The organism is Achromobacter kerstersii (assembly GCF_902859595.1).
Taxonomy (GTDB): Bacteria; Pseudomonadota; Gammaproteobacteria; order Burkholderiales; family Burkholderiaceae_B; genus Achromobacter; species Achromobacter kerstersii.
Genome location: NZ_CADIJQ010000003.1, coordinates 348,796 through 366,431, shown reverse-complemented (window position 1 = coordinate 366,431; position 17,636 = coordinate 348,796). Strand labels below are relative to the sequence as shown.

Genomic DNA, 17,636 nt, shown 5'->3' with positions numbered 1-17,636 from the left:
CGGGAGACAGCCATGAACGTACGCGCTACCGCCATCGCCATCGTGATCGCCATCGGCTCGGCCCTGAGTTCGGCCGCCTGGGCCGCCCCGCCGCTTGAGGTCGAAGACCCCATGCGCGGCCCTACGCCAATTGCCGAGGAAACCAATCCGCCGCTGATCAGCCCGATTGAAAACAAGGACATCAAGCGGATGCGGACGTATTCGATGCAGCCACCCACCATTCCGCACAAGATCGACGGCTATCAGATCGACAAGAACTACAACCGCTGCCTGGCCTGCCATGCCCGCGTGAACACCGAGGAAACGCAGGCGCCACCCTTAAGCGTGACGCACTACATGGACCGCGACAGCAATGTGCTGGCCGAGGTGTCGCCGCGCCGCTATTTCTGTGTGCAATGCCACGTGCCGCAGGCCGAGGCCAAACCGCTGGTGTCGAACACGTATGAAGACATCGACGTGATCCTCAAGCGCCTGACCGCCCCGGCGTCCCAGAAGAAGTAAGGAAGAGGACGCCGCCATGTTCAAGCTTCTGAAGCGCTACTGGAACATCATCCGCCGCCCCAGCGTGCATTTCAGCCTGGGCTTTCTGACGATCGGCGGCTTTATTGGCGGCATCCTGTTCTGGGGCGCCTTCAACACCGCAATGGAACTGACCAACACCGAAAAATTCTGCACCGGCTGCCACGAAATGCGCGACAACGTGTACGCCGAATTGAAGGGCACCATCCACTTCACCAACCGGTCAGGCGTGCGCGCGCTGTGTTCCGACTGCCACGTGCCGCACAACTGGACGGACAAGATCGCGCGCAAGATGCAGGCGTCCAAGGAAGTGTGGGGCAAGATCTTCGGCACCATCGACACACGGGAAAAGTTTGTGGACAAGCGGCTGGAACTGGCGCAGCACGAATGGGCGCGCTTTAAGGCCAACGATTCGCTGGAATGCCGCAACTGCCATAACTACGAATACATGGACTTCACGCGCCAGAGCGTGCGTGCGCAGAACATGCACAGCACGTATCTGGCGGACAAGTCCAAGACCTGCATCGATTGCCACAAGGGCATTGCCCACACGCTGCCGCACATTCCACCGGGCCAGACTTCCGATGCAACACCGCCCGGCGCGCCCAAAGAGGTTGCGAATGCGGCCCGCTGACGCCCCGCCGCCGATGCTGGCGGCTTGCGCGCTACGCAGCCCGCGCGGGGGACTGAACGGCGGACAGGTTGGCGGCCCCCATGGCGAACGCAGTGGCCCACTCCATGGCGAACCCGATGGCTTACGCGCGGTCAGCTTTGATCTGCACGCCGGCCAGCTGCTGCATGTGCAAGGCGCCAACGGCAGCGGCAAGACGAGCTTGCTGCGCATGCTGGCGGGGCTGCTGCGCCCGCTGTCCGGCGACTTGTATGCACAAGGCAGCAACTTCCGGCAAGACCCATCCGCCTACTTCGCCCGCGTGGCGTTTCTGGGCCACGCCAATGGGCTGACCGGCGAGTTGAGCGCATTGGAGAACATGCGGTATAGCCTGCACGTGGCAGGCACGCCGCAAGACGATAACGCCATCGCAAGCGCCTTGCGCACCTGGCGCCTGGATGCCTGTCTGCACACCCCTGCCGCGCGCCTGTCGCAAGGCCAGGGCCGCCGGCTGGCGCTGGCCGCCGTGGTGCTGGGCGGCAAGCCGTTATGGCTGCTGGACGAACCCGATGCGGGGCTGGACGCGGCCAGCCTGGATCAGTTGTGGACGGCCCTGGATGCGCACCTGGACGCCGGCGGCGCAGCGGTGGTGGCGTCGCATCGCAAGCCGAATGCGGTGGCCGCGGCCGCAACCCGCACGCAAACCCTCAACCTGGATGACTACGCGGATGCTGGCTACGCTGTCTCAGTTGGCGCTGCGTGATATCCGGCTCGCCTGGCGCCGGCCCGCCGATACGTTGGGCGCCACGCTGTTCTTCATCGTTGCGGGCTCGTTGTTCCCGCTGGCAATAGGCCCGGACCCCGCGTTGCTGCTGGCCATCGGGCCAGGCGTGCTGTGGGTCTGCGCGCTGCTGGGCATCCTGCTGAGCCTGCATCGTCCGTTTTCCCAAGACCATGACAGCGGCGCGCTGGAACAGTTGCTGGTGTCACCGCATCCGCTGCCCTTGCTGGTGGGCGTGAAGCTGGCCGCGCACTGGTTCAGCGTGTGCTTGCCGCTGATACTCGCCAGCCCCGTGCTGGCCTTGCAATTCGGCTTGCCGCCCGAGGCGATTGGCGTGCTTGCGCTATCGCTGCTGCTGGGTACCCCCACGCTGGCGCTGGTGGGCGGGCTGGGCGCGGCGCTGACGCTGGGTTTGCGCGGCGGCGCGCTCTTGCCCTTGCTGGTGCTGCCGCTGTATGTGCCCGTGCTGATCTTTGGCGCGGGCGCGGTGTCGGCCACGCACGCGGGCTTGGGCGCCGGGCCGCAATTGTCGCTGCTGGGCGCCTGCCTGTGCCTGGCCATTCTGTTGTGCCCCTGGAGCGCGTCCGCCGCGCTGCGCGTGGCGCTGGACTAAGAGGCCCCATGCAGAAGCTTCCCGCCTTCCATTCGCCTCAGCCCTCGCCGGGGTCCATGTCACCGTCGCTGCCGGGGTCAGCGCACGCCGCCGCGTCTGGCTCGGGCTGGATGCGTTACGCATCGCCGGCGGTGTTTTACCCGCTGGCCGGGCGGCTGATTCCGCTGCTGGCGCTGGCCGCCGCGTTATTCGCCGCCGCGGGCCTGGTGGTGGGTCTGGCGGTTGCGCCTACCGACAGCCAGCAGGGCGAGGTCTACCGCATTCTTTTCATCCATGTGGCGGCGGCGTGGATGTCGATGTTTCTGTATCTGGTGATGGCCGGGTATGCCGCGCTGGGCCTGATTTACAACACGCGGCTGTCGTTCATGATGATGCGTGCGCTGGCGCCCACGGGTGCGCTGTTCACCTTCCTGACCTTGTGGACAGGCGCGTTGTGGGGCAAGCCCACGTGGGGCGCGTGGTGGGTGTGGGATGCGCGCCTGACGTCGGAATTGATTCTGCTGTTCTTATATTTGGGCTTCATGGCCTTGCAGGCCGCCACCGACGACATCCGGCGCGCCGATCGCGGCGGCGCCATTCTGCTGCTGGCCGGCGTGGTGAATGTGCCCATCATCTATTTCTCGGTGCGCTGGTGGAGCACGCTGCATCAAGGCGCGTCCATCAATCTGACGGCCGCGCCCAGCATGGCGCGCATCATGGTCACCGCCATGCTGCTGATGGTGGCGGCGTTCTGGCTATACAGCGCGGCCGTGGCGCTGGCGCGCGTGCGCGGCATCATCGCGGAGCGTGAGCCGGGCGTGCTGCACGCCAACGCGAAGGAGGCCCGATGACTTGGGATGCGATCTTTTCCCTTCAGGGGCATGGTCCGTACATTCTGGGCGCGTATGGCGTGACGGCGGTGCTGATGGGCGTGGAAGTCATGCTGCTGTGGCGCCGCGCACGCGTTCGCCGCGATAGGCGCGCGGGTGCGGATCGCCCCGGTGTGGACCGCCCCGGTATGGACCGCCCCGGTACCGTCCGCCCCGATGAGGACCGCCCATGACCCCGCGCAAGCGTCGCGCCTTGGCCATCTCGGGCGGGCTCGGCCTGCTGGCGCTGGCCACCGCGCTGGTGCTCAACGCATTGCAATCCAATCTGGTGTTCTTCTTCAGCCCGTCTCAAGTGGCGGCCAAGGAAGCGCCGCGCACCGGCAGTTTCCGCGTGGGCGGGCTGGTGGAGCCAGGCTCGGTCCGCCGCGACGCCGACGGCCTGACCTTGCGCTTCATCGTGACGGACACCGCGCACACCGTACCCGTCACCTACCAAGGTTTGTTGCCCGACCTGTTCCGCGAGGGCAAGGGCGTCGTCGCCGCCGGCAAGCTGGATGCCGACGGCGTATTCCGCGCCACCGAGGTGTTGGCCAAGCACGATGAAAACTACATGCCGCCCGAAGCCGCCGACGCGTTGAAGCGGGCGGGCAACAAAGGTCCCGCCAACGCCAACGCCACGGCCACGGCCAACAGCGCCATGCGGGCGGAGGCGCGATGATTCCCGAGATCGGCCTTTTCAGCCTGATCCTGGCGCTGCTGGTGGCGCTGGCGCAAACGACGCTGCCGCTGATTGGCGCGGCCACTGGCTGGCAAGCGGGGCTGCGCGTGGCCCGGCCCGCCGCTGTCGGCCAATTCGCGCTGACGACGCTGGCCTTTGGCTGCCTGGCCTGGTCGTTCGTGCATAACGATTTTTCGGTGCTGTACGTGGCGGGCAATTCGCATGCCGACCTGCCCGCCGCCTACCGTTTCGCCGCTGTGTGGGGCGGGCATGAGGGCTCGCTGCTGCTATGGCTGTACTTGCTTACCGCCTGGACCTTGGCCGTGGCCGTCTTCAGCCGCCGCCTGCCCCTGCCCTTTGCCGCCCGCGTGCTGGCGGTGATGGGCGGGATCAGCGTGGGCTTTCTGCTGTTTCTGCTGTTTCTGTCCAACCCGTTTGAACGGCTGATGCCCCCCGCCATGGCCGGCCGCGACCTGAACCCGTTGCTGCAAGACCCCGGCATGATCGTGCATCCGCCCATGCTGTACATGGGGTATGTGGGATTTTCGGTGGCCTTCGCCTTCGCCATCGCCGCGCTGCTGTCGGGCGAGCTGGACGCACTGTGGGCACGCTGGGTGCGGCCCTGGACGCTGGCGGCGTGGACATTTCTGACCGTCGGCATTTTGCTGGGCAGCGCGTGGGCGTACTACGTGCTGGGCTGGGGCGGCTGGTGGTTCTGGGACCCGGTGGAGAACGCGTCGTTCATGCCCTGGCTGGCAGGCACCGCGCTGATTCATTCGCTGATCGTCACCGAGCGGCGCGGCGCGTTTCGCAGTTGGACGGTGTTGCTGGCGATCTGCACGTTTTCGCTCAGCATCCTGGGCACGTTCCTGGTGCGCTCGGGCGTGCTGACGTCGGTACACGCCTTCGCGGTGGACCCGGGGCGCGGCCTGTACATCCTGGCTTTCATGACGGTAATCGTCGGCGGGTCGTTGTTGCTGTATGCCTGGCGCGCGCCCTCGGTGGGGTTGGGCGGCGGCTTTTCGTTGCTGTCGCGGGAATCCCTGCTGCTGTCGAACAACGTGGTGCTGACGGTGGCGGCGGGCTCGGTGCTGCTGGGCACGCTGTATCCGGTGGTGCTGGACGTGTTGGACTGGGGCAAGATCTCGATCGGGCCGCCCTACTTCGAAGCCGTGTTCGTGCCACTGATGACCCCTGCGATTTTCCTGATGGGCGTTGGGCCCATGGCGCGCTGGAAGCAGGCCGAGGTGCCAGAACTGGCGCGCCGCCTGCGCGCAGCCTTCGCCGTCAGCGTGGCCACCGCCGTGCTGTTGCCGCTGGCCATGCCGGGCCCGTGGCGGCTGGGCTCACCGATGATCATGCTGGGCCTGTGGCTGGCGGCGTGGTCGGTCGCCAGCGCCGCCGTGCATGCCTGGCAACGGCTTACCGACAAGACCGACGGGCGCGGACAATGGCTGCGCCGTCTGGGCCGCCAACCGCGCAGCTGGTACGGCATGCTGCTGGCGCATGCGGGCGTGGGCATCTTCATTGCCGGCGTCACGCTGGCCAACGGCTATGAGGTCAAGCACGAGCTACGCCTGGAGCTGGGCGCCACGCAGGAAGCGGGCGGCTACCAATTCACATTCGCCAGCCTCGCGCCAGCAACCGGGCCGAACTACAGTGCGCAGCGCGCGGTGTTTCCCGTCACGCGCAACGGCAAGCCGGTGGTGACGCTGTACCCGGAAAAGCGCTTGTACACGGTGCAGGACATGGCGCTGAGCCAGGCGGATATTGACAGCGGCTTCACGCGCGACCTGTTCGTGGCGCTGGGCGAACCCGTGGGCGACACGGCGTGGACGGTGCGTATTCAGGTCAAACCCTTCATGACATGGATCTGGACGGGCTGCTTGCTGATGGCGTTAGGCGGCTTGCTGGCGGCGGGCGACAAGCGCTATCGCCGCACGCAAGAAGCGGGGGTGCGCGATCCGAAAACCTTGCCCCCCGATAGCCGCCCGGTTCACCACGCATCGCGGGAGGGCGTCTGATGCTGCGCTACCTGCTGCCGCTGGGCGTGTTCATGGCGATGGCCATTTTCCTGGCGATGGGCCTGTCGCGTGACCCACGCGCCGTGCCGTCCGCCATGATCGACAAGCCCGCCCCCGCAATCAGCCTGCCGCTGCTGCAAGCGCCGGGCCAACAATTGGATGTGCAATCGCTGCGCGGGCAGGTGTGGCTGCTGAACGTGTGGGCGTCGTGGTGCGCGCCCTGCCGCGAAGAATTGCCCGTGCTGCGCGAAGCCGCCCAGCGCCACGGCGTGCCGTTGTATGGGTTGAACTACAAAGACAAACCGGACGACGCGCTGGCCTGGCTGGCGCGCAATGGCAACCCGTACATCGCGTCGGCGTCCGACACCGATGGCCGCGTCGGGATCGAATACGGCGTCTACGGCGTGCCGGAAACGTTTGTGATCGATGGCGCAGGGCGTATTCGCTACAAGCAGCTGGGGCTGATCACCCCGGAGATCTGGCGCACGCGGATTCAGCCGCTGATCAAGGAGCTGAAATGACGGCGCGCCGGCAAGGGATGACTGCGCTGACGCTGAGGGAGAGGTTGGCGTTGCGGGTGGGCATGAGGCTGGCGTTGGCGTTGACGCTGGCCTTGACCCTGGCGACGGCGTTGAATGCGCTGCCCGCCGCCTTTGCCGCCACGCCTCCGGCTGCCGCCCTGCCCGCCTTATCGCCCGCCGATCAGCAGCGCGCCGACAAACTCGCGCACGGCTTGCGCTGCCTGGTCTGCCAGAACCAGACGCTGGCCGACTCCAACGCGCCGCTGGCGCATGACATGCGCAACCTGATCCATGCGCAGTTGGCCGAAGGCCGTAGCGACGCCCAGATCATGCGTTTCTTCGAAGACCGCTACGGCGACTTCGTGCGCTACGACCCGCCTTTCAAACCCATCACCTGGTTGCTGTGGCTAGGCCCCTTTGCCCTGCTGGCGCTGGGCTTCTGGGTGTTGCTGCGTACGCTCAAACGGCGCGCCGGCGCCCGCGCGCCGCTGACCGCCGACGAACGCGCCCGCGCCGCCCGCTTTCTGGACACTGGCTCATGACCACGCTATGGCTCGTTGTGCTGTTGCTGTTGCTGGCCACGCTGCTGTGTCTGATCCCGCCGCTGGTGCGCCGTCCGCCGACGCGGCCGTCCGCCACGGCAGACGCCAATGTGCGCGCCTTCTATCTGGCTCAGCGCGAACAATTGCAGCGCGACCTGAACAACGGCAGTCTCAGTCCGGCCGCACGTGTGCGGGCGGAAGAGGAGTTGCAGCGTGACCTGTTGCAAGACCTGGCGCTGCGCCAATCGCAAGCGGCGCCGGCCGGTGGGCAGCGCGCCGGCATCGCCGCCGCCTGCCTGTTAAGCGTTCTGATTCCCGTGGCCGCCGTGCTGCTGTACGGCAAGCTGGGCAACCCGCGGGCGGCGGCGGATGTGACCATGACGCGTGCGGCCGAACCGCATGCCGAGGACTCGGGCGACGACATGGCGCTAGCCATCAACGCGTTGGCGCAGCGCCTGCGCGCCACGCCGGATGACGCCGACGGCTGGTACACGCTGGCGCGCTCTTACGAAACGCTGGGCCGCTACACGGATGCGGTGGCGGCGTATCAGCAGGTGCTGCGTCTGGTGCCGGGGCAACCCGCCGTGCTGGCCGATCTGGCCGACGCACTGCTTTCAGCCAATCAGGGCGTGCCAGACGCGAACGCCATCGCGGCCGTGGCGCAAGCGTTGGCGGCACAACCCGACCAGCCCAAAGCCTTGGCGCTGGCGGGCATGATGGCGCTGCGCCGGGGCGACGCGGCCGAAGCGCTGGCGCATTGGGAACGCTTGCAAACGCTGCTGCCCCCGGATTCGGAAGCCGCACGTCAGATTCAATCGAACATCGCGCAAGCTCGGGGGATGGCGGCGACGGGAGTACCGGCTGCGGGCATACCGGCTTCGGGCATACCGGCTGCGGGCGTACCGGCTTCGGGCGTACCGGCTTCGGGCGTACCGGCTTCGGGCGTACCGGCTTCGGGCAGCCCGGCTGCCGGCGCACGCGCAACACCGGCGCCGCAGGCCAGCACCGCCGCCACCACGCCCCGCCTGAGCGGCCGCGCACGCATCGCCGAATCGCTGCGCGGCAACGTGCAGCCCGGCGATACCGTGTTCATTCTGGCGCGGCCCGTTGAAGGCTCGCGCATGCCTCTGGCTATTCTGCGCATGCGCGTGTCGGACTTGCCGCGCGCCTTCGTACTGGATGACAGCAACGCGATGTCGCCCGACGCCACGCTGTCCCGCGCCAGCAAGGTCCGGGTGGAAATCCGGATCAGCCGGTCTGGCACGGCCGCCGCTCAGCCTGGCGACTTGAGCGGCATGCTGCCTGACGTGGCAGTGCCTGCCGACGGGCTGGAACTGGTGGCCGACACGGTCACGCCGTGATGACGTCCAGCCTCAGGCACTGACGCGAGGCTTTCCGCGTCAGGCTGGGGCATCGGCCCCCCTTCCCTACACCCGCTCGATGCGCGCCGGCAAGCCTTGGCGCACCGCCGCCCCCGACACCCAATCGATCCACACGTTGGCGTGCTCGCCCCGAGTCGTGTCGCCAAAGCCCAAGTCGTTCAGGTTGACGCCCGCCGACAGCGACGCGTCATGCGGCATGGGCTTGCCGTCCACCACGTGCACGCGCGCGCCCAGTTCGGTATGGCCATAGCCGTGCTCGATGCCGACCGCGCCCGGCTGGATGCCGTCGCGCAGCAGCGCCAACCCCGTCACCGCGCCGCCCGGCGTCACGATGCGCACGGCGTCGCCGTTGCGGATGCCCAGGCGTTCACCATCCTGCCGGTTGATTGACACCGGGTTATGCGGATGCACCTGGCGCAAGCGGTTCACGCCGATGGACATCGAGCTCATCAGGTTCGACTTGAACGAGCTAAGCAGGAACGGCCACTGCTGCGCGGGATACTCGGCGCGCACGTCCCGGCCATCGGCCAGCCTTGCGGGATACCACGTGGGGCAGCCGCTATAGCGTTCGCCCGTCATCGCGTGCCGGAAACCGGCCAGTTCTTCGCTCCAGATTTGCAGAGGCTTGGCGTAGGCCAGACGCGTCTGCCGCGATTCTCCGTTTTGCACCCAGGCGTCTTCCATCTTGTCGAAGCGCCCGCCCCGGCTCATCAGCATTGCCACCTGCCGCCATTCGCCGGGCTTGAGCTTTTGCTCCAGCAGGCCGCGATAGCGGTCCACGCCAGTCAACGCCATGTCGTCGTCGCTGGCTTCCGGCACGGGGCGGCCCGCAGAAAATGCGATGTTGGCCATGCCGCGCAGGAAGAAGTCTTCCGGCGTGTCCAGCGCGTGCTTGCCGCCGTCTTTATCCGAGATGGCGTTGGCGCCGAAGCCTGGCATTCCCAGGCGCTTGGCGCAGGCGATCAGGAATGTTTCCAGGCACACGGGTTCGTTGGTGGCGGTGCGCGCCACGCGGGGTTGCACGGCGGGCCAGCGCACGGTGGACGCTTTGGCGACCACGTCCGCCCACGGCGCCGACACGCCCCAGCTTTCATAGGTGACGGTGTCGGGCACGATGTAGTCGGCCAGCGCGTTGGTCTCGTTGATGAAGGGGTTGATCGACACCGACAGCGGCAAGATGCGCGGGTCTTTCATCTTGTCGGCCAGCACGGTCTTGAAGCCGGCAATGCCGTAGACCGGGTTGCTCATGTGGTTGAACCAGACTTTGGCGCGGTAGGGATACCCGGCCAAGGCGGATGCCAGCATCTCTGAACTCAAGCCGCCGGTTGCCGGATACCAGGGCGCCGACGCCGGGTACACCGGCTGGCCGGCTGCCTTCTTGCGCTTGAATTCGCTGGATTTCTCGTAGGGGAAACGGTTGCGCGACAGGGCCACGCCTTTGGGCGTGGCGCGGTTGGCGAAGCCGGCGATGTTGTAGCGCGGGCCGGGGCCGTAAGGCGGAAACGGGCCGGCGTCCAGCACCAGTCCGCCGTCCACGTTCAAGTTGCCGACCAGCGTGTTGAGCATGGCGATGGCGTAGGCGGTGTAGAAGCCCGCGCCGCTCATGGTGCCGCCGTGCGCATCGGCCACGGCGCGTTTGCCGTAGCTGGTGAAGCGTTCCGCCAGCGATGCCATCTTGTCGGCCGGCACGCCGCTTAAGCTGGCGTATTCGTCCAGCGACTTGCGGTGCGATTCTTCGCGCAGCAAGGCCAGCGACGAGCACACGCGCAGCGGGTCCGCCGACAGCCCGGGTACGGCAATGGCGTCGTCCACAAACAGGGTGGCGGGCGACGCCGTCGTGTGCGGCGCCAGCGTGCCGTCTTCCAGGCGCACAACGTAGACGTCTTCCCACTTGTCATCGGCGTCGGCCGGGCGCGGCCAGCCCATGTCTGCGCCGCGCACGAAACTGCCCAGGCGCGGATGGCCGCGTTCGGCCACGACCAGATGCGTGGCGTTGGTCCAGGTGGCTTCGCCCGCCGCCTTCATGGCGTTGGGACCGGGCTGCGCCAACGCGCGGGCGTCGAAGCGTTCGTGATCCAGAATCCAGCGGATCAGCCCCATGGCCAGCGCCAGGTCACCGGCGGGGTTCACGGGCAGCCATTCGTTGCCCGACCCTGCCGACAAGCTGGATGATGCGGGCAGCATGGGCGACACGACGACGTAGGTGAAGCTGTCTTCTTCCGGGCGCACGCGGGCTTCGGCCAACTGGCGGGCTTGCCGCTGGAACGGGTTGCCGGCCTGCGCCGGGGCCGCGCCAATGAACAGGCCAAAGCGTGCGTTGTCCCAATCGGGTTTGCCGTGCGGCATGCCTTTCAAGTCGCCCAACGCCGCGCCCGCGCCAACGCGAAAGCTTTGTCCGCAATACGAGCCGTGGTTGCTGAAGTTGACCGTGCCAAACGACTGCGCGGCAAAGCGCTGGATCAGCGGCGTGCGGCCTTCATTGGAGGCATCGGTAAACAGGAACTGATTGACGCGTGCGCCGTACTCGGGGTTGTCGGGGTCCAGCGGGGTGTCGCGGTCGTAGATGGCGCGCAGGCCGTCCACATGCCCTTCGCCAAAGAGATCGCCGCCTTCGCAGACTTCCTGCACCAGCTGTTCGAACGAGATGGTTTGCCACTTGCCTTCGCCGCGGGCGCCGACGCGCTTCATCGGTTGCAGCACGCGGAACGGGCTGTTCATTTGTTCCAGCATGGCGGAGCCGCGTGCGCAGGACGTGGCTCGCCCTTCCAGGCCGTTGTCGCCGCCCAGTTGCGCGTAGACGTCGCGCACGGGCGCTTCCATGGCGGCGGGCCGCGTCGTGGCCAGCGGGTGATACGGGTTGCCCGCCACGCGCAGGATGCGGTTTTCTTTGGTGTCGATGCGCAGGCGCACGCCGCATTGCGTCCAGCAGCCCAGACAGCTGGAGGGGCTGACGGTCTGGCCGGGTTGGGCGTTGAGCAGGCCGGTCAGCGGGTCGATGCGGAATTCCGGCGTCAGCGAGTTGCCGCGCACGGCGTGGGCGGTGGGGACGCCGGCCGTACCGTGGGCCAGGCCTTTGACGGCGCGCGTGACGGTTTCACCGTAGCCGGCCGCAAAGGCGGCCATGCCGCCGGCGACGAGGCCGCCGCGCATCATCAGCTTGCGACGGGCGGCGTCTTGCGGGGAGTTTTCGTGGGGACCGTCAGCCGTAGGGTCCGGCTTGTCGTGATCGGGGAGCTTGTTCATTGTGTTGTCTTCCATGTCTTGTTCGGGCGGGCTCATCTGGCTGGCCTTATTCGGCTGGCCTCATTTGGCTGGCCTGATTTGGCGGGCCTCATTTGGCTGGCCTGATTTGGCTGGCCTCATTTGGCGGGCCTCATCTGGCGGGCCTGATTTAGCGGGCCTGATTTAGCGGCATCATTTAGCGGCCTGATGTGGCGGCCGCGTCAGGCCGCCATGCCGCGTATGCGTGCGGGGAACCGTTCCAAGGCCCAGGTCACCATGGTGACCAGCGCCACGCACAGGCCCAGCACACCGACCATGCCCAGCAGGCCGTCGCTGCCCCATGGCATCTCGTACAAATAGAGTCCGGCGCCGTACTTGGGTACGCCTTGGACGCTCATGAAGACCACCCAGCGGAAGATCCATGCGGCGGCCAGCATCGTGAGCGCAAGCGTGGCGGACGGCAGCGGCGCGGTCAGCGACGATGCGGGCCGTTGCAGCAAGGCGATCATGCAGAAGGCGGTGATGACGGCGCCGGCCAGGCTGATGCGCCAGATGGGGAATTCGGCGAACAGGCGCAGCGCGGCGTCAAACGACGGGTCCAGGCCCAGCATGCCGAGCAGGCTCCAGGCGCCTGCGCCCAGCGTCATCATGACGACCGCAGTCAGGCTCAAGCGGCGCAGCAGGCCCACCGGCACCGCCTTCAGGCCGCCCGGCAGCCAGCGGCCCACCAGGAACATGGCGCCCAATGCGCCGAGCCAGGCGGTCAGCGCGAAGTTGATGGGCAGGAACACGGTGTGCCACAAGGGCCGTGAACGCAGCACCATGACTTCGGCGCCGGTGTAGACCAGGATGGACAAGGCGGACAGGGCCAGGGCAACGGCCAGCAGGCGAGCCCACGCGATTCGGCCCCACCACCAGGCGGCGCAGAACAGCACGGACAGGCCGACGAAGACGGGCAGCAACAAGGCGCCGAGCCACATCCATGACCAGGGCGTGAGGTGCGCGTAGAAGTGCCAGAATCTTCCGGGTTGATGTAAGTCGGCAAGTAGCGATACAGGCGCTGCGATAGCGGTGACGAGCAGTACGGCCGCGGCGGCGGGCAGCAGTTGGCGCGCGGGCGAGCCGGCGTGGCCGAATGCGGCGAAGGCGGCGGTCAGTGCGGTGGTGGCGGCGATGCCGATAAGAAAGAAATACTGCACGGCCCAAGGCAGCCAGGCGGCGTCATAGACCGGCGTGAGCAATTCCGAGATCTGCATGAATGTCCCCTTCAGTGGCTCAATGTCCGCCAGCCAGGCGCACGCCGGCTTGGCCGTCGACCTGGTGCACGAATGCATCGGGCAGGCCGATGTAATAGACGTGGGGGTCGGTTTTCATTTCGGGCTTGAGGACTTTGATGTCGGCCTTGTGTTCGACGAGCAGTTTGGAGATGGCGCTGTCGGGGTCGTTCATGTCGCCGATGACGCGCGCGCCGCCCACGCAGCTTTCGACGCAAGCGGGCAGCAGACCGGCTTCCAGGCGATGTTCACAGAAGGTGCATTTGTCGGCGGTCTGGGTGTCGTGGTTGATGAAGCGGGCGTCGTAGGGACAGGCTTGGACGCAGTAGGCGCAGCCGACGCAGCGTTCGTTGTCGACGAGCACGATGCCGTCTTCGCGCTGGAAGGTGGCTTGTACGGGGCAGACGGGGACGCACGGGGGGTTGTCGCAGTGGTTGCAAAGGCGCGGCAACATGACCATGGCACAGGGGCCGCCGTCGTCGGGGGTGACTTCGTATTGCAGAACGGTGGTGCGGAATTGGCCGATGGGGGGCAGGTTTTCTAGCGAACAGCTGACGGTGCATGACTGGCAGCCGATGCATTTGCGCATGTCGACAACCATGCCGTAGCGCTTGCCGGGGATGCCGGGGCGGCGTGGGGGTTGGCCGTTCAGGCCGGTGGCTTCGGCGTGGATGGGGATGATGGTGGCGGCGGCGCTTAAGCCCAGAAGGCCTTTTAGGAAGCCGCGTTTGCTGGAGGGGGGGTGGTCGGGTGCGGGAGGCATGGGGTTTGAGGTGTTCGTGACGGGTAGCTATTAGTTGTTATGAACTTATCACTCCTGGTTATATAGGGAGTTGATATGGGTCAATTGGGGACGGAGATGTTGGGGGTGTTGTTTTTGGGGGCTGGGGATTTAGTGGGGGCTGGTGTTCTTGGGCCGCCGGGAGTCCCGTGGGCGGGGCGGGCGCGGCCAACGATGACGGTCCGGCCCGCCGGGGCCGGACTGCCCCGTCCTCATCCTCGTCGCCTTCGGCTTCCTTCGGATTCCGTCGGGCGTCACCGAACGGCCGCGCCCGCCCCGCCCACGGGACACCCGGCTGCGTCAGTGCTGAGCCACCGCCGCTGGGGCGAGCGGGGTGCTTGGCGTTTTGGCCAGGGGCGGACGCTGCGGGAAGATCGTGCAGGGTCGCCAAAGACGGCCGCCCTGCGCGGCCTTTTTTGGCTTGGGGGGGTGCCTGCTGAACGGATGGGCTTTTTTGGGGGCCTTGCTGGACGGATGGGCTTTGGGGGCGGGCTGCGGGATGCCGATGCCGATGCCGGTGCTGGTGCTGGTGCTGGTGCCGGTGCTGGTGCTGGTGCCGGTGCCGGTGCCGGTGCTGGTGCTGGTGCTGGTGCCGGTGCTGGTGCTGGTGCCGGTGCCGGTGCTGGTGCTGGTGCTGGTGCCGGGGTGCTTGCCTAGATTTTCAGCGCCCTGCTCCAAGCTGCCAGTTTCTTATCGTATGAGGCGGCGGCGTGGGCGGGGCTGGTGGACGGCAGGTCTTGGTAGTCCAGGGTGGCCGTCAGGGTGGGCATCACGTGGCGGCGGAAGAGTGTTGCGGCTTTGGCGCCGTTGAAGCAGATGCGGGTGATGGCCGGGTGCGCTTGCAGGAAGGCGGCGAAGTCGTTGGGGATCAGGGTGTCGTGGCGGATGTCTGCGTCCAGACTGCCGGGGCGCTCGCAGGTTTGCAGGACGTCCCATAGGGCGACGCCGGCGGCTTGCAGGGCTTGCAGGCGCTGGGGGTAGTCTGCGGTGGCGTCAAAGCCCAGGACCTGGGCGGCGATGGGCCAGAACGCGTTGCGGGGGTGGGCGTAGTAGCGGGCTTGCTTCAGTGACGCCACGCCGGGCATGGAGCCCAGGACAAGCACTCGCGCGTCGGGGGTGGCGACGGGGGCAAAGCCGGTGACAGGTTCGATGCGCCCGGCGGGCGCGGGGTCCACGCGTTGTTTCATGCCGGGAAGGATACGTCAGGCGGAAATTTGCCGCATCACACCAGGGTTTGCCGCGTCACGCCAGGGTTTGCCGCGTCACGCCAGGGTTTGCCACAGCAGGTAGAGCTTGCCGGCTAGCAGGCCGGAGGCGATGCCTACGGCGGCCAGGGACAGAAAAGTGGCAACGGAGCGGAAGCGAAAGGGAGTGTTAGACGTCATGGGATCGGAAGGCAATTGGAGCGTGGGCGGTAGGTGGGATGCCGGCGCTGCCGGCGGCATGGGTGAACTCTACGGTTGCCCAACCGATTGAAATATCGGACTTTTCCTAAAAAACAGGCTGTCATCCATCTGGCCGATGCCATAAAGTTGTAGGTGTGAACTGATAGTCATCGTCCGATTCATGGAACAGTCCTTATCACTTTCCGGGTCTACCGAAACGAGCGTTCCGCCCTTATCTTTATTGCTATGTCGAACGGCTCCGATGGGGCCGCGCAATAGGAGTTGAAACATGAAGAAGATCCTCGGCCTGCATGCAGCCCCTCGCCCCCATTGGGTGGGCGACGGCTTTCCCGTGCGCTCGATGTTCTCTTACAACGACAAGGGCAAGAACGTGAGCCCGTTTCTGCTGTTGGATTACGCCGGCCCCGCAAAGTTCGAGCCGGCCGACCATCCGCGCGGCGTCGGTCAGCATCCGCATCGCGGCTTTGAGACCGTGACGATTGTCTACAGCGGCGAAGTGGAACACCGCGATTCCACCGGCAACGGCGGCGTGATTGGTCCGGGCGATGTGCAATGGATGACGGCAGCGTCGGGCATTCTGCACGAGGAGTTCCATTCGCACGCGTTCACGCGCACGGGTGGTGAGCTTGAGATGGTGCAGTTGTGGGTGAACCTGCCGGCCAAGGACAAGTCGGCGGCGGCGGGTTACCAGAGCATCCTCAATGCGGATATTCCGGTGGCGGAATTGCCGGATGGCGCGGGCAGCGTGCGGGTGATTGCGGGGAGTTTCGCGGGTCATGCCGGGCCGGCGCATACGTTCACGCCGATTGACGTGTGGGACGTGCGCTTGAATGCGGGCAAGTCGGCGGCGTTTCCCATTCCCGCGGGCCGCAACAGCATGCTGGTGATGCTGCGCGGCACGGTGTTGGTCAATGGGGAAACGGTGGCGCGTGATGCGCAGTTGGCGCTGTTCTCGCAGGATGGGGAAAGCATCACGGTCGAAGCGAACAACGACGCCGTGTTCCTCATCTTGAGCGGCGAGCCAATTGATGAGCCTGTGGTGGGGTACGGCCCGTTCGTGATGAACACGCAGGCGGAAATCGTTGAAGCCATCCAGGACTTCAACGCCGGACGCTACGGCCAGATGCACTGACCTGCCGGCATTGTTGCCATCGTCAGAAAACCGCGGATGCCCTCCGCGGTTTTCTGCATTTTGCGGACAGCGTACGCAAAAAGCGGACAGGCTCCCGGGCTGCGGGACGGGTTTTCCACCAGTCACCCGGGACCGGCACCGCTTTACTATCAGAGCCTTCAAGGCCCGTGAGACCCCGCAAGGACGCCCCCGCCATGCTCAACCCGACATCGTCCGCCTTCAGCACGACCTGGCCGCCCGCCGGCCCCCGGATCGAGTCGGTGCTGGGCTTGCCGGCGCAGCAGTTGTTTGCGTCGGGCGATCTGGACGAAGCGCGTTCCATGGTTGGCCGCGTGATGCGGCCGCATCATTTGGGCGTGGTGGGCGCGGCGCAGCGGCTGGACGCGCGCATGCATCATCTGCCGCTGGGCGAGGTCTCGCTGAACCGCCTGCGCTACGGGGCGCAGGTTGAGATTCGGCCCGGGCCGTTGGAAGATTTCTTTCTGGTGCAGATGCCGTTGTCGGGTTCCGCCTGTATCCGCAGCGGCCCGCAGCAGGTGGATTCCACATCGGAGCTGGCTTCCGTGGTCAGCCCTGACGACGATCTGGCCATGTGCTGGAGCGGCGACAACGATCAGTTCATGCTGCGCGTGGGGCGTTCGTTGCTGGAGCGCACGCTGGTGGGCCAGTTGGGCGGCACGCTGGATCGGCCGCTGCGTTTTCAGCTGGGGTTCCGCTGGCGCGATTGTCCGGCATGGCGATGCCTGATGACGTATTTGCTGGACTGTTCTTCGCAGCACGCGGACCTGGCCACGCACAAGCTGATCGTGCATCAGATGGAGCAACTGGTGGCCGCCACCCTGCTGTCGGCCCATCCCCACAATTACACGGGCGTGCCGCCTGGCCGTCGCGGCGCGGTGCTGCCGCGCCATGTGCGCAGCGTGCAAGACTACCTGCAAGCGCACGCGCATGAACCGGTCAGCGCCGAGCATCTTGCGCGCATCGCGGGCGTCAGCGTGCGCAGCCTGTATGCGGGGTTCAAGGAATTTCTGGACGTGAGCCCCATGCATTATCTGCGTGACCTGCGCATGGAACGCGCGCGCGCCGAGCTGCTGTCTGGCGAAAGCCAGAACATCGCCAGCGTGGCGCTGCGCTGGGGGTTTGCGCACATGGGGCGGTTCAGCGCCGGATACAAGGCGCGCTATGGCGAAAGCCCAAGCGAGAGCTTGCGGCGGCTGGGCGAATAAGACCGCCCTGCTCCCTGCGCCCTATCGGAACGCGGCGCGATGGAGCGCTGCGCTATCGGAACGCAGCTCGATGGAG

Annotated in this window: 19 protein-coding genes; 13 read left to right on the top strand and 6 right to left on the bottom strand. The window is 66.6% G+C overall.

Annotated features, from left to right (window positions below; genetic code table 11):
• The first annotated feature begins 12 nt into the window (after nt 1–12).
• From HV765_RS13095 to ccmI, 11 genes are all read left to right on the top strand, one after another.
• A complete protein-coding gene (locus HV765_RS13095; protein ID WP_054426281.1) occupies nt 13–501 on the top strand; it encodes a nitrate reductase cytochrome c-type subunit in 489 nt (162 codons plus the stop codon).
• 16 nt (nt 502–517) lie between these two features.
• A complete protein-coding gene (locus HV765_RS13090; RefSeq protein ID WP_054426283.1) occupies nt 518–1,153 on the top strand; it encodes a cytochrome c3 family protein in 636 nt (211 codons plus the stop codon).
• On the top strand, nt 1,140–1,892 hold the full coding sequence (ccmA, locus tag HV765_RS13085) for a heme ABC exporter ATP-binding protein CcmA (RefSeq protein ID WP_175169925.1): 753 nt from the start codon (nt 1,140–1,142) through the stop codon (nt 1,890–1,892). The genes HV765_RS13090 and ccmA overlap by 14 nt, the downstream gene beginning before the upstream one ends.
• The gene (gene ccmB, locus HV765_RS13080) at nt 1,858–2,523 is read left to right on the top strand and encodes a heme exporter protein CcmB (protein WP_054426287.1); all 666 of its coding nucleotides are present in this window, start codon (nt 1,858–1,860) and stop codon (nt 2,521–2,523) included. Before ccmA ends, ccmB begins: the two co-directional genes overlap by 35 nt.
• A gap of 56 nt (nt 2,524–2,579) precedes the next feature.
• Nucleotides 2,580–3,353, top strand: a complete 774-nt coding sequence (gene ccmC, locus HV765_RS13075; RefSeq protein ID WP_054426390.1) for a heme ABC transporter permease CcmC — start codon at nt 2,580–2,582, stop codon at nt 3,351–3,353.
• Nucleotides 3,350–3,565 carry a heme exporter protein CcmD gene (gene ccmD / locus HV765_RS13070; RefSeq protein ID WP_082387181.1) on the top strand — a complete coding sequence of 72 codons (216 nt, stop codon included), beginning with the start codon at nt 3,350–3,352 and terminating at the stop codon, nt 3,563–3,565. Before ccmC ends, ccmD begins: the two co-directional genes overlap by 4 nt.
• Nucleotides 3,562–4,050 (top strand): cytochrome c maturation protein CcmE, encoded by a 489-nt coding sequence (gene ccmE / locus HV765_RS13065; protein WP_175169924.1) that lies wholly within the window; start codon nt 3,562–3,564, stop codon nt 4,048–4,050. The genes ccmD and ccmE overlap by 4 nt, the downstream gene beginning before the upstream one ends.
• On the top strand, nt 4,047–6,074 hold the full coding sequence (locus HV765_RS13060) for a heme lyase CcmF/NrfE family subunit (RefSeq protein ID WP_175169923.1): 2,028 nt from the start codon (nt 4,047–4,049) through the stop codon (nt 6,072–6,074). Before ccmE ends, HV765_RS13060 begins: the two co-directional genes overlap by 4 nt.
• Nucleotides 6,074–6,595 (top strand): DsbE family thiol:disulfide interchange protein, encoded by a 522-nt coding sequence (locus tag HV765_RS13055; protein ID WP_054426293.1) that lies wholly within the window; start codon nt 6,074–6,076, stop codon nt 6,593–6,595. Before HV765_RS13060 ends, HV765_RS13055 begins: the two co-directional genes overlap by 1 nt.
• A gap of 62 nt (nt 6,596–6,657) precedes the next feature.
• On the top strand, nt 6,658–7,137 hold the full coding sequence (locus tag HV765_RS13050; protein WP_175170022.1) for a cytochrome c-type biogenesis protein: 480 nt from the start codon (nt 6,658–6,660) through the stop codon (nt 7,135–7,137).
• A complete protein-coding gene (gene ccmI, locus HV765_RS13045) occupies nt 7,134–8,498 on the top strand; it encodes a c-type cytochrome biogenesis protein CcmI (protein WP_175169922.1) in 1,365 nt (454 codons plus the stop codon). Before HV765_RS13050 ends, ccmI begins: the two co-directional genes overlap by 4 nt.
• Nucleotides 8,499–8,564: 66 nt before the next feature.
• On the opposite strand, the gene HV765_RS13040 is transcribed toward ccmI, so the two are convergent.
• The 6 genes from HV765_RS13040 to HV765_RS32065 form a co-directional block, all read right to left on the bottom strand.
• Nucleotides 8,565–11,762, bottom strand: coding sequence for a tetrathionate reductase subunit A (locus HV765_RS13040; protein WP_175170021.1), 3,198 nt, complete (start codon nt 11,760–11,762; stop codon nt 8,565–8,567).
• Between the two features lie 200 nt (nt 11,763–11,962).
• Nucleotides 11,963–12,997: an NrfD/PsrC family molybdoenzyme membrane anchor subunit gene (nrfD, locus tag HV765_RS13035; RefSeq protein ID WP_175169921.1), complete on the bottom strand. Its 1,035-nt coding sequence runs from the start codon at nt 12,995–12,997 to the stop codon at nt 11,963–11,965.
• Between the two features lie 19 nt (nt 12,998–13,016).
• A complete protein-coding gene (gene dsrO, locus HV765_RS13030) occupies nt 13,017–13,778 on the bottom strand; it encodes a sulfate reduction electron transfer complex DsrMKJOP subunit DsrO (protein ID WP_054426297.1) in 762 nt (253 codons plus the stop codon).
• Nucleotides 13,779–14,096: 318 nt separating this feature from the next.
• Entirely contained in the window at nt 14,097–14,474 is a 378-nt protein-coding gene (locus tag HV765_RS13025) for a hypothetical protein (RefSeq protein ID WP_175169920.1), read from the bottom strand.
• Nucleotides 14,450–14,983 carry a DNA-deoxyinosine glycosylase gene (locus tag HV765_RS13020; protein ID WP_175169919.1) on the bottom strand — a complete coding sequence of 178 codons (534 nt, stop codon included), beginning with the start codon at nt 14,981–14,983 and terminating at the stop codon, nt 14,450–14,452. The genes HV765_RS13025 and HV765_RS13020 overlap by 25 nt, the downstream gene beginning before the upstream one ends.
• Nucleotides 14,984–15,058: 75 nt before the next feature.
• Nucleotides 15,059–15,181: a hypothetical protein gene (locus HV765_RS32065; RefSeq protein ID WP_276529729.1), complete on the bottom strand. Its 123-nt coding sequence runs from the start codon at nt 15,179–15,181 to the stop codon at nt 15,059–15,061.
• Between the two features lie 289 nt (nt 15,182–15,470).
• Here HV765_RS32065 and HV765_RS13015 point away from each other — a divergent pair, with 289 nt between their 5' ends.
• Nucleotides 15,471–16,334 (top strand): pirin family protein, encoded by an 864-nt coding sequence (locus HV765_RS13015; RefSeq protein ID WP_054426301.1) that lies wholly within the window; start codon nt 15,471–15,473, stop codon nt 16,332–16,334.
• Between the two features lie 194 nt (nt 16,335–16,528).
• On the top strand, nt 16,529–17,560 hold the full coding sequence (locus tag HV765_RS13010; RefSeq protein WP_054426303.1) for an AraC family transcriptional regulator: 1,032 nt from the start codon (nt 16,529–16,531) through the stop codon (nt 17,558–17,560).
• Nucleotides 17,561–17,636: the final 76 nt, after the last annotated feature.

Coding starts and splice junctions, on each gene's coding strand:
- nrfD (WP_175169921.1), bottom strand. CDS start 12,997: ATGCAGATCTCGGAATTGCTCACGCCGGTCTATGACGCCGCCTGGCTG.
- HV765_RS13060 (WP_175169923.1), top strand. CDS start 4,047: ATGATTCCCGAGATCGGCCTTTTCAGCCTGATCCTGGCGCTGCTGGTG.
- HV765_RS13010 (WP_054426303.1), top strand. CDS start 16,529: ATGCTCAACCCGACATCGTCCGCCTTCAGCACGACCTGGCCGCCCGCC.
- HV765_RS13020 (WP_175169919.1), bottom strand. CDS start 14,983: ATGAAACAACGCGTGGACCCCGCGCCCGCCGGGCGCATCGAACCTGTC.
- HV765_RS13015 (WP_054426301.1), top strand. CDS start 15,471: ATGAAGAAGATCCTCGGCCTGCATGCAGCCCCTCGCCCCCATTGGGTG.
- HV765_RS13090 (WP_054426283.1), top strand. CDS start 518: ATGTTCAAGCTTCTGAAGCGCTACTGGAACATCATCCGCCGCCCCAGC.
- HV765_RS13050 (WP_175170022.1), top strand. CDS start 6,658: ATGAGGCTGGCGTTGGCGTTGACGCTGGCCTTGACCCTGGCGACGGCG.
- ccmA (WP_175169925.1), top strand. CDS start 1,140: ATGCGGCCCGCTGACGCCCCGCCGCCGATGCTGGCGGCTTGCGCGCTA.
- HV765_RS13040 (WP_175170021.1), bottom strand. CDS start 11,762: ATGAACAAGCTCCCCGATCACGACAAGCCGGACCCTACGGCTGACGGT.
- ccmI (WP_175169922.1), top strand. CDS start 7,134: ATGACCACGCTATGGCTCGTTGTGCTGTTGCTGTTGCTGGCCACGCTG.
- ccmB (WP_054426287.1), top strand. CDS start 1,858: ATGCTGGCTACGCTGTCTCAGTTGGCGCTGCGTGATATCCGGCTCGCC.
- ccmC (WP_054426390.1), top strand. CDS start 2,580: ATGTCACCGTCGCTGCCGGGGTCAGCGCACGCCGCCGCGTCTGGCTCG.
- HV765_RS13095 (WP_054426281.1), top strand. CDS start 13: ATGAACGTACGCGCTACCGCCATCGCCATCGTGATCGCCATCGGCTCG.
- HV765_RS32065 (WP_276529729.1), bottom strand. CDS start 15,181: ATGACGTCTAACACTCCCTTTCGCTTCCGCTCCGTTGCCACTTTTCTG.
- dsrO (WP_054426297.1), bottom strand. CDS start 13,778: ATGCCTCCCGCACCCGACCACCCCCCCTCCAGCAAACGCGGCTTCCTA.
- ccmE (WP_175169924.1), top strand. CDS start 3,562: ATGACCCCGCGCAAGCGTCGCGCCTTGGCCATCTCGGGCGGGCTCGGC.
- HV765_RS13055 (WP_054426293.1), top strand. CDS start 6,074: ATGCTGCGCTACCTGCTGCCGCTGGGCGTGTTCATGGCGATGGCCATT.
- ccmD (WP_082387181.1), top strand. CDS start 3,350: ATGACTTGGGATGCGATCTTTTCCCTTCAGGGGCATGGTCCGTACATT.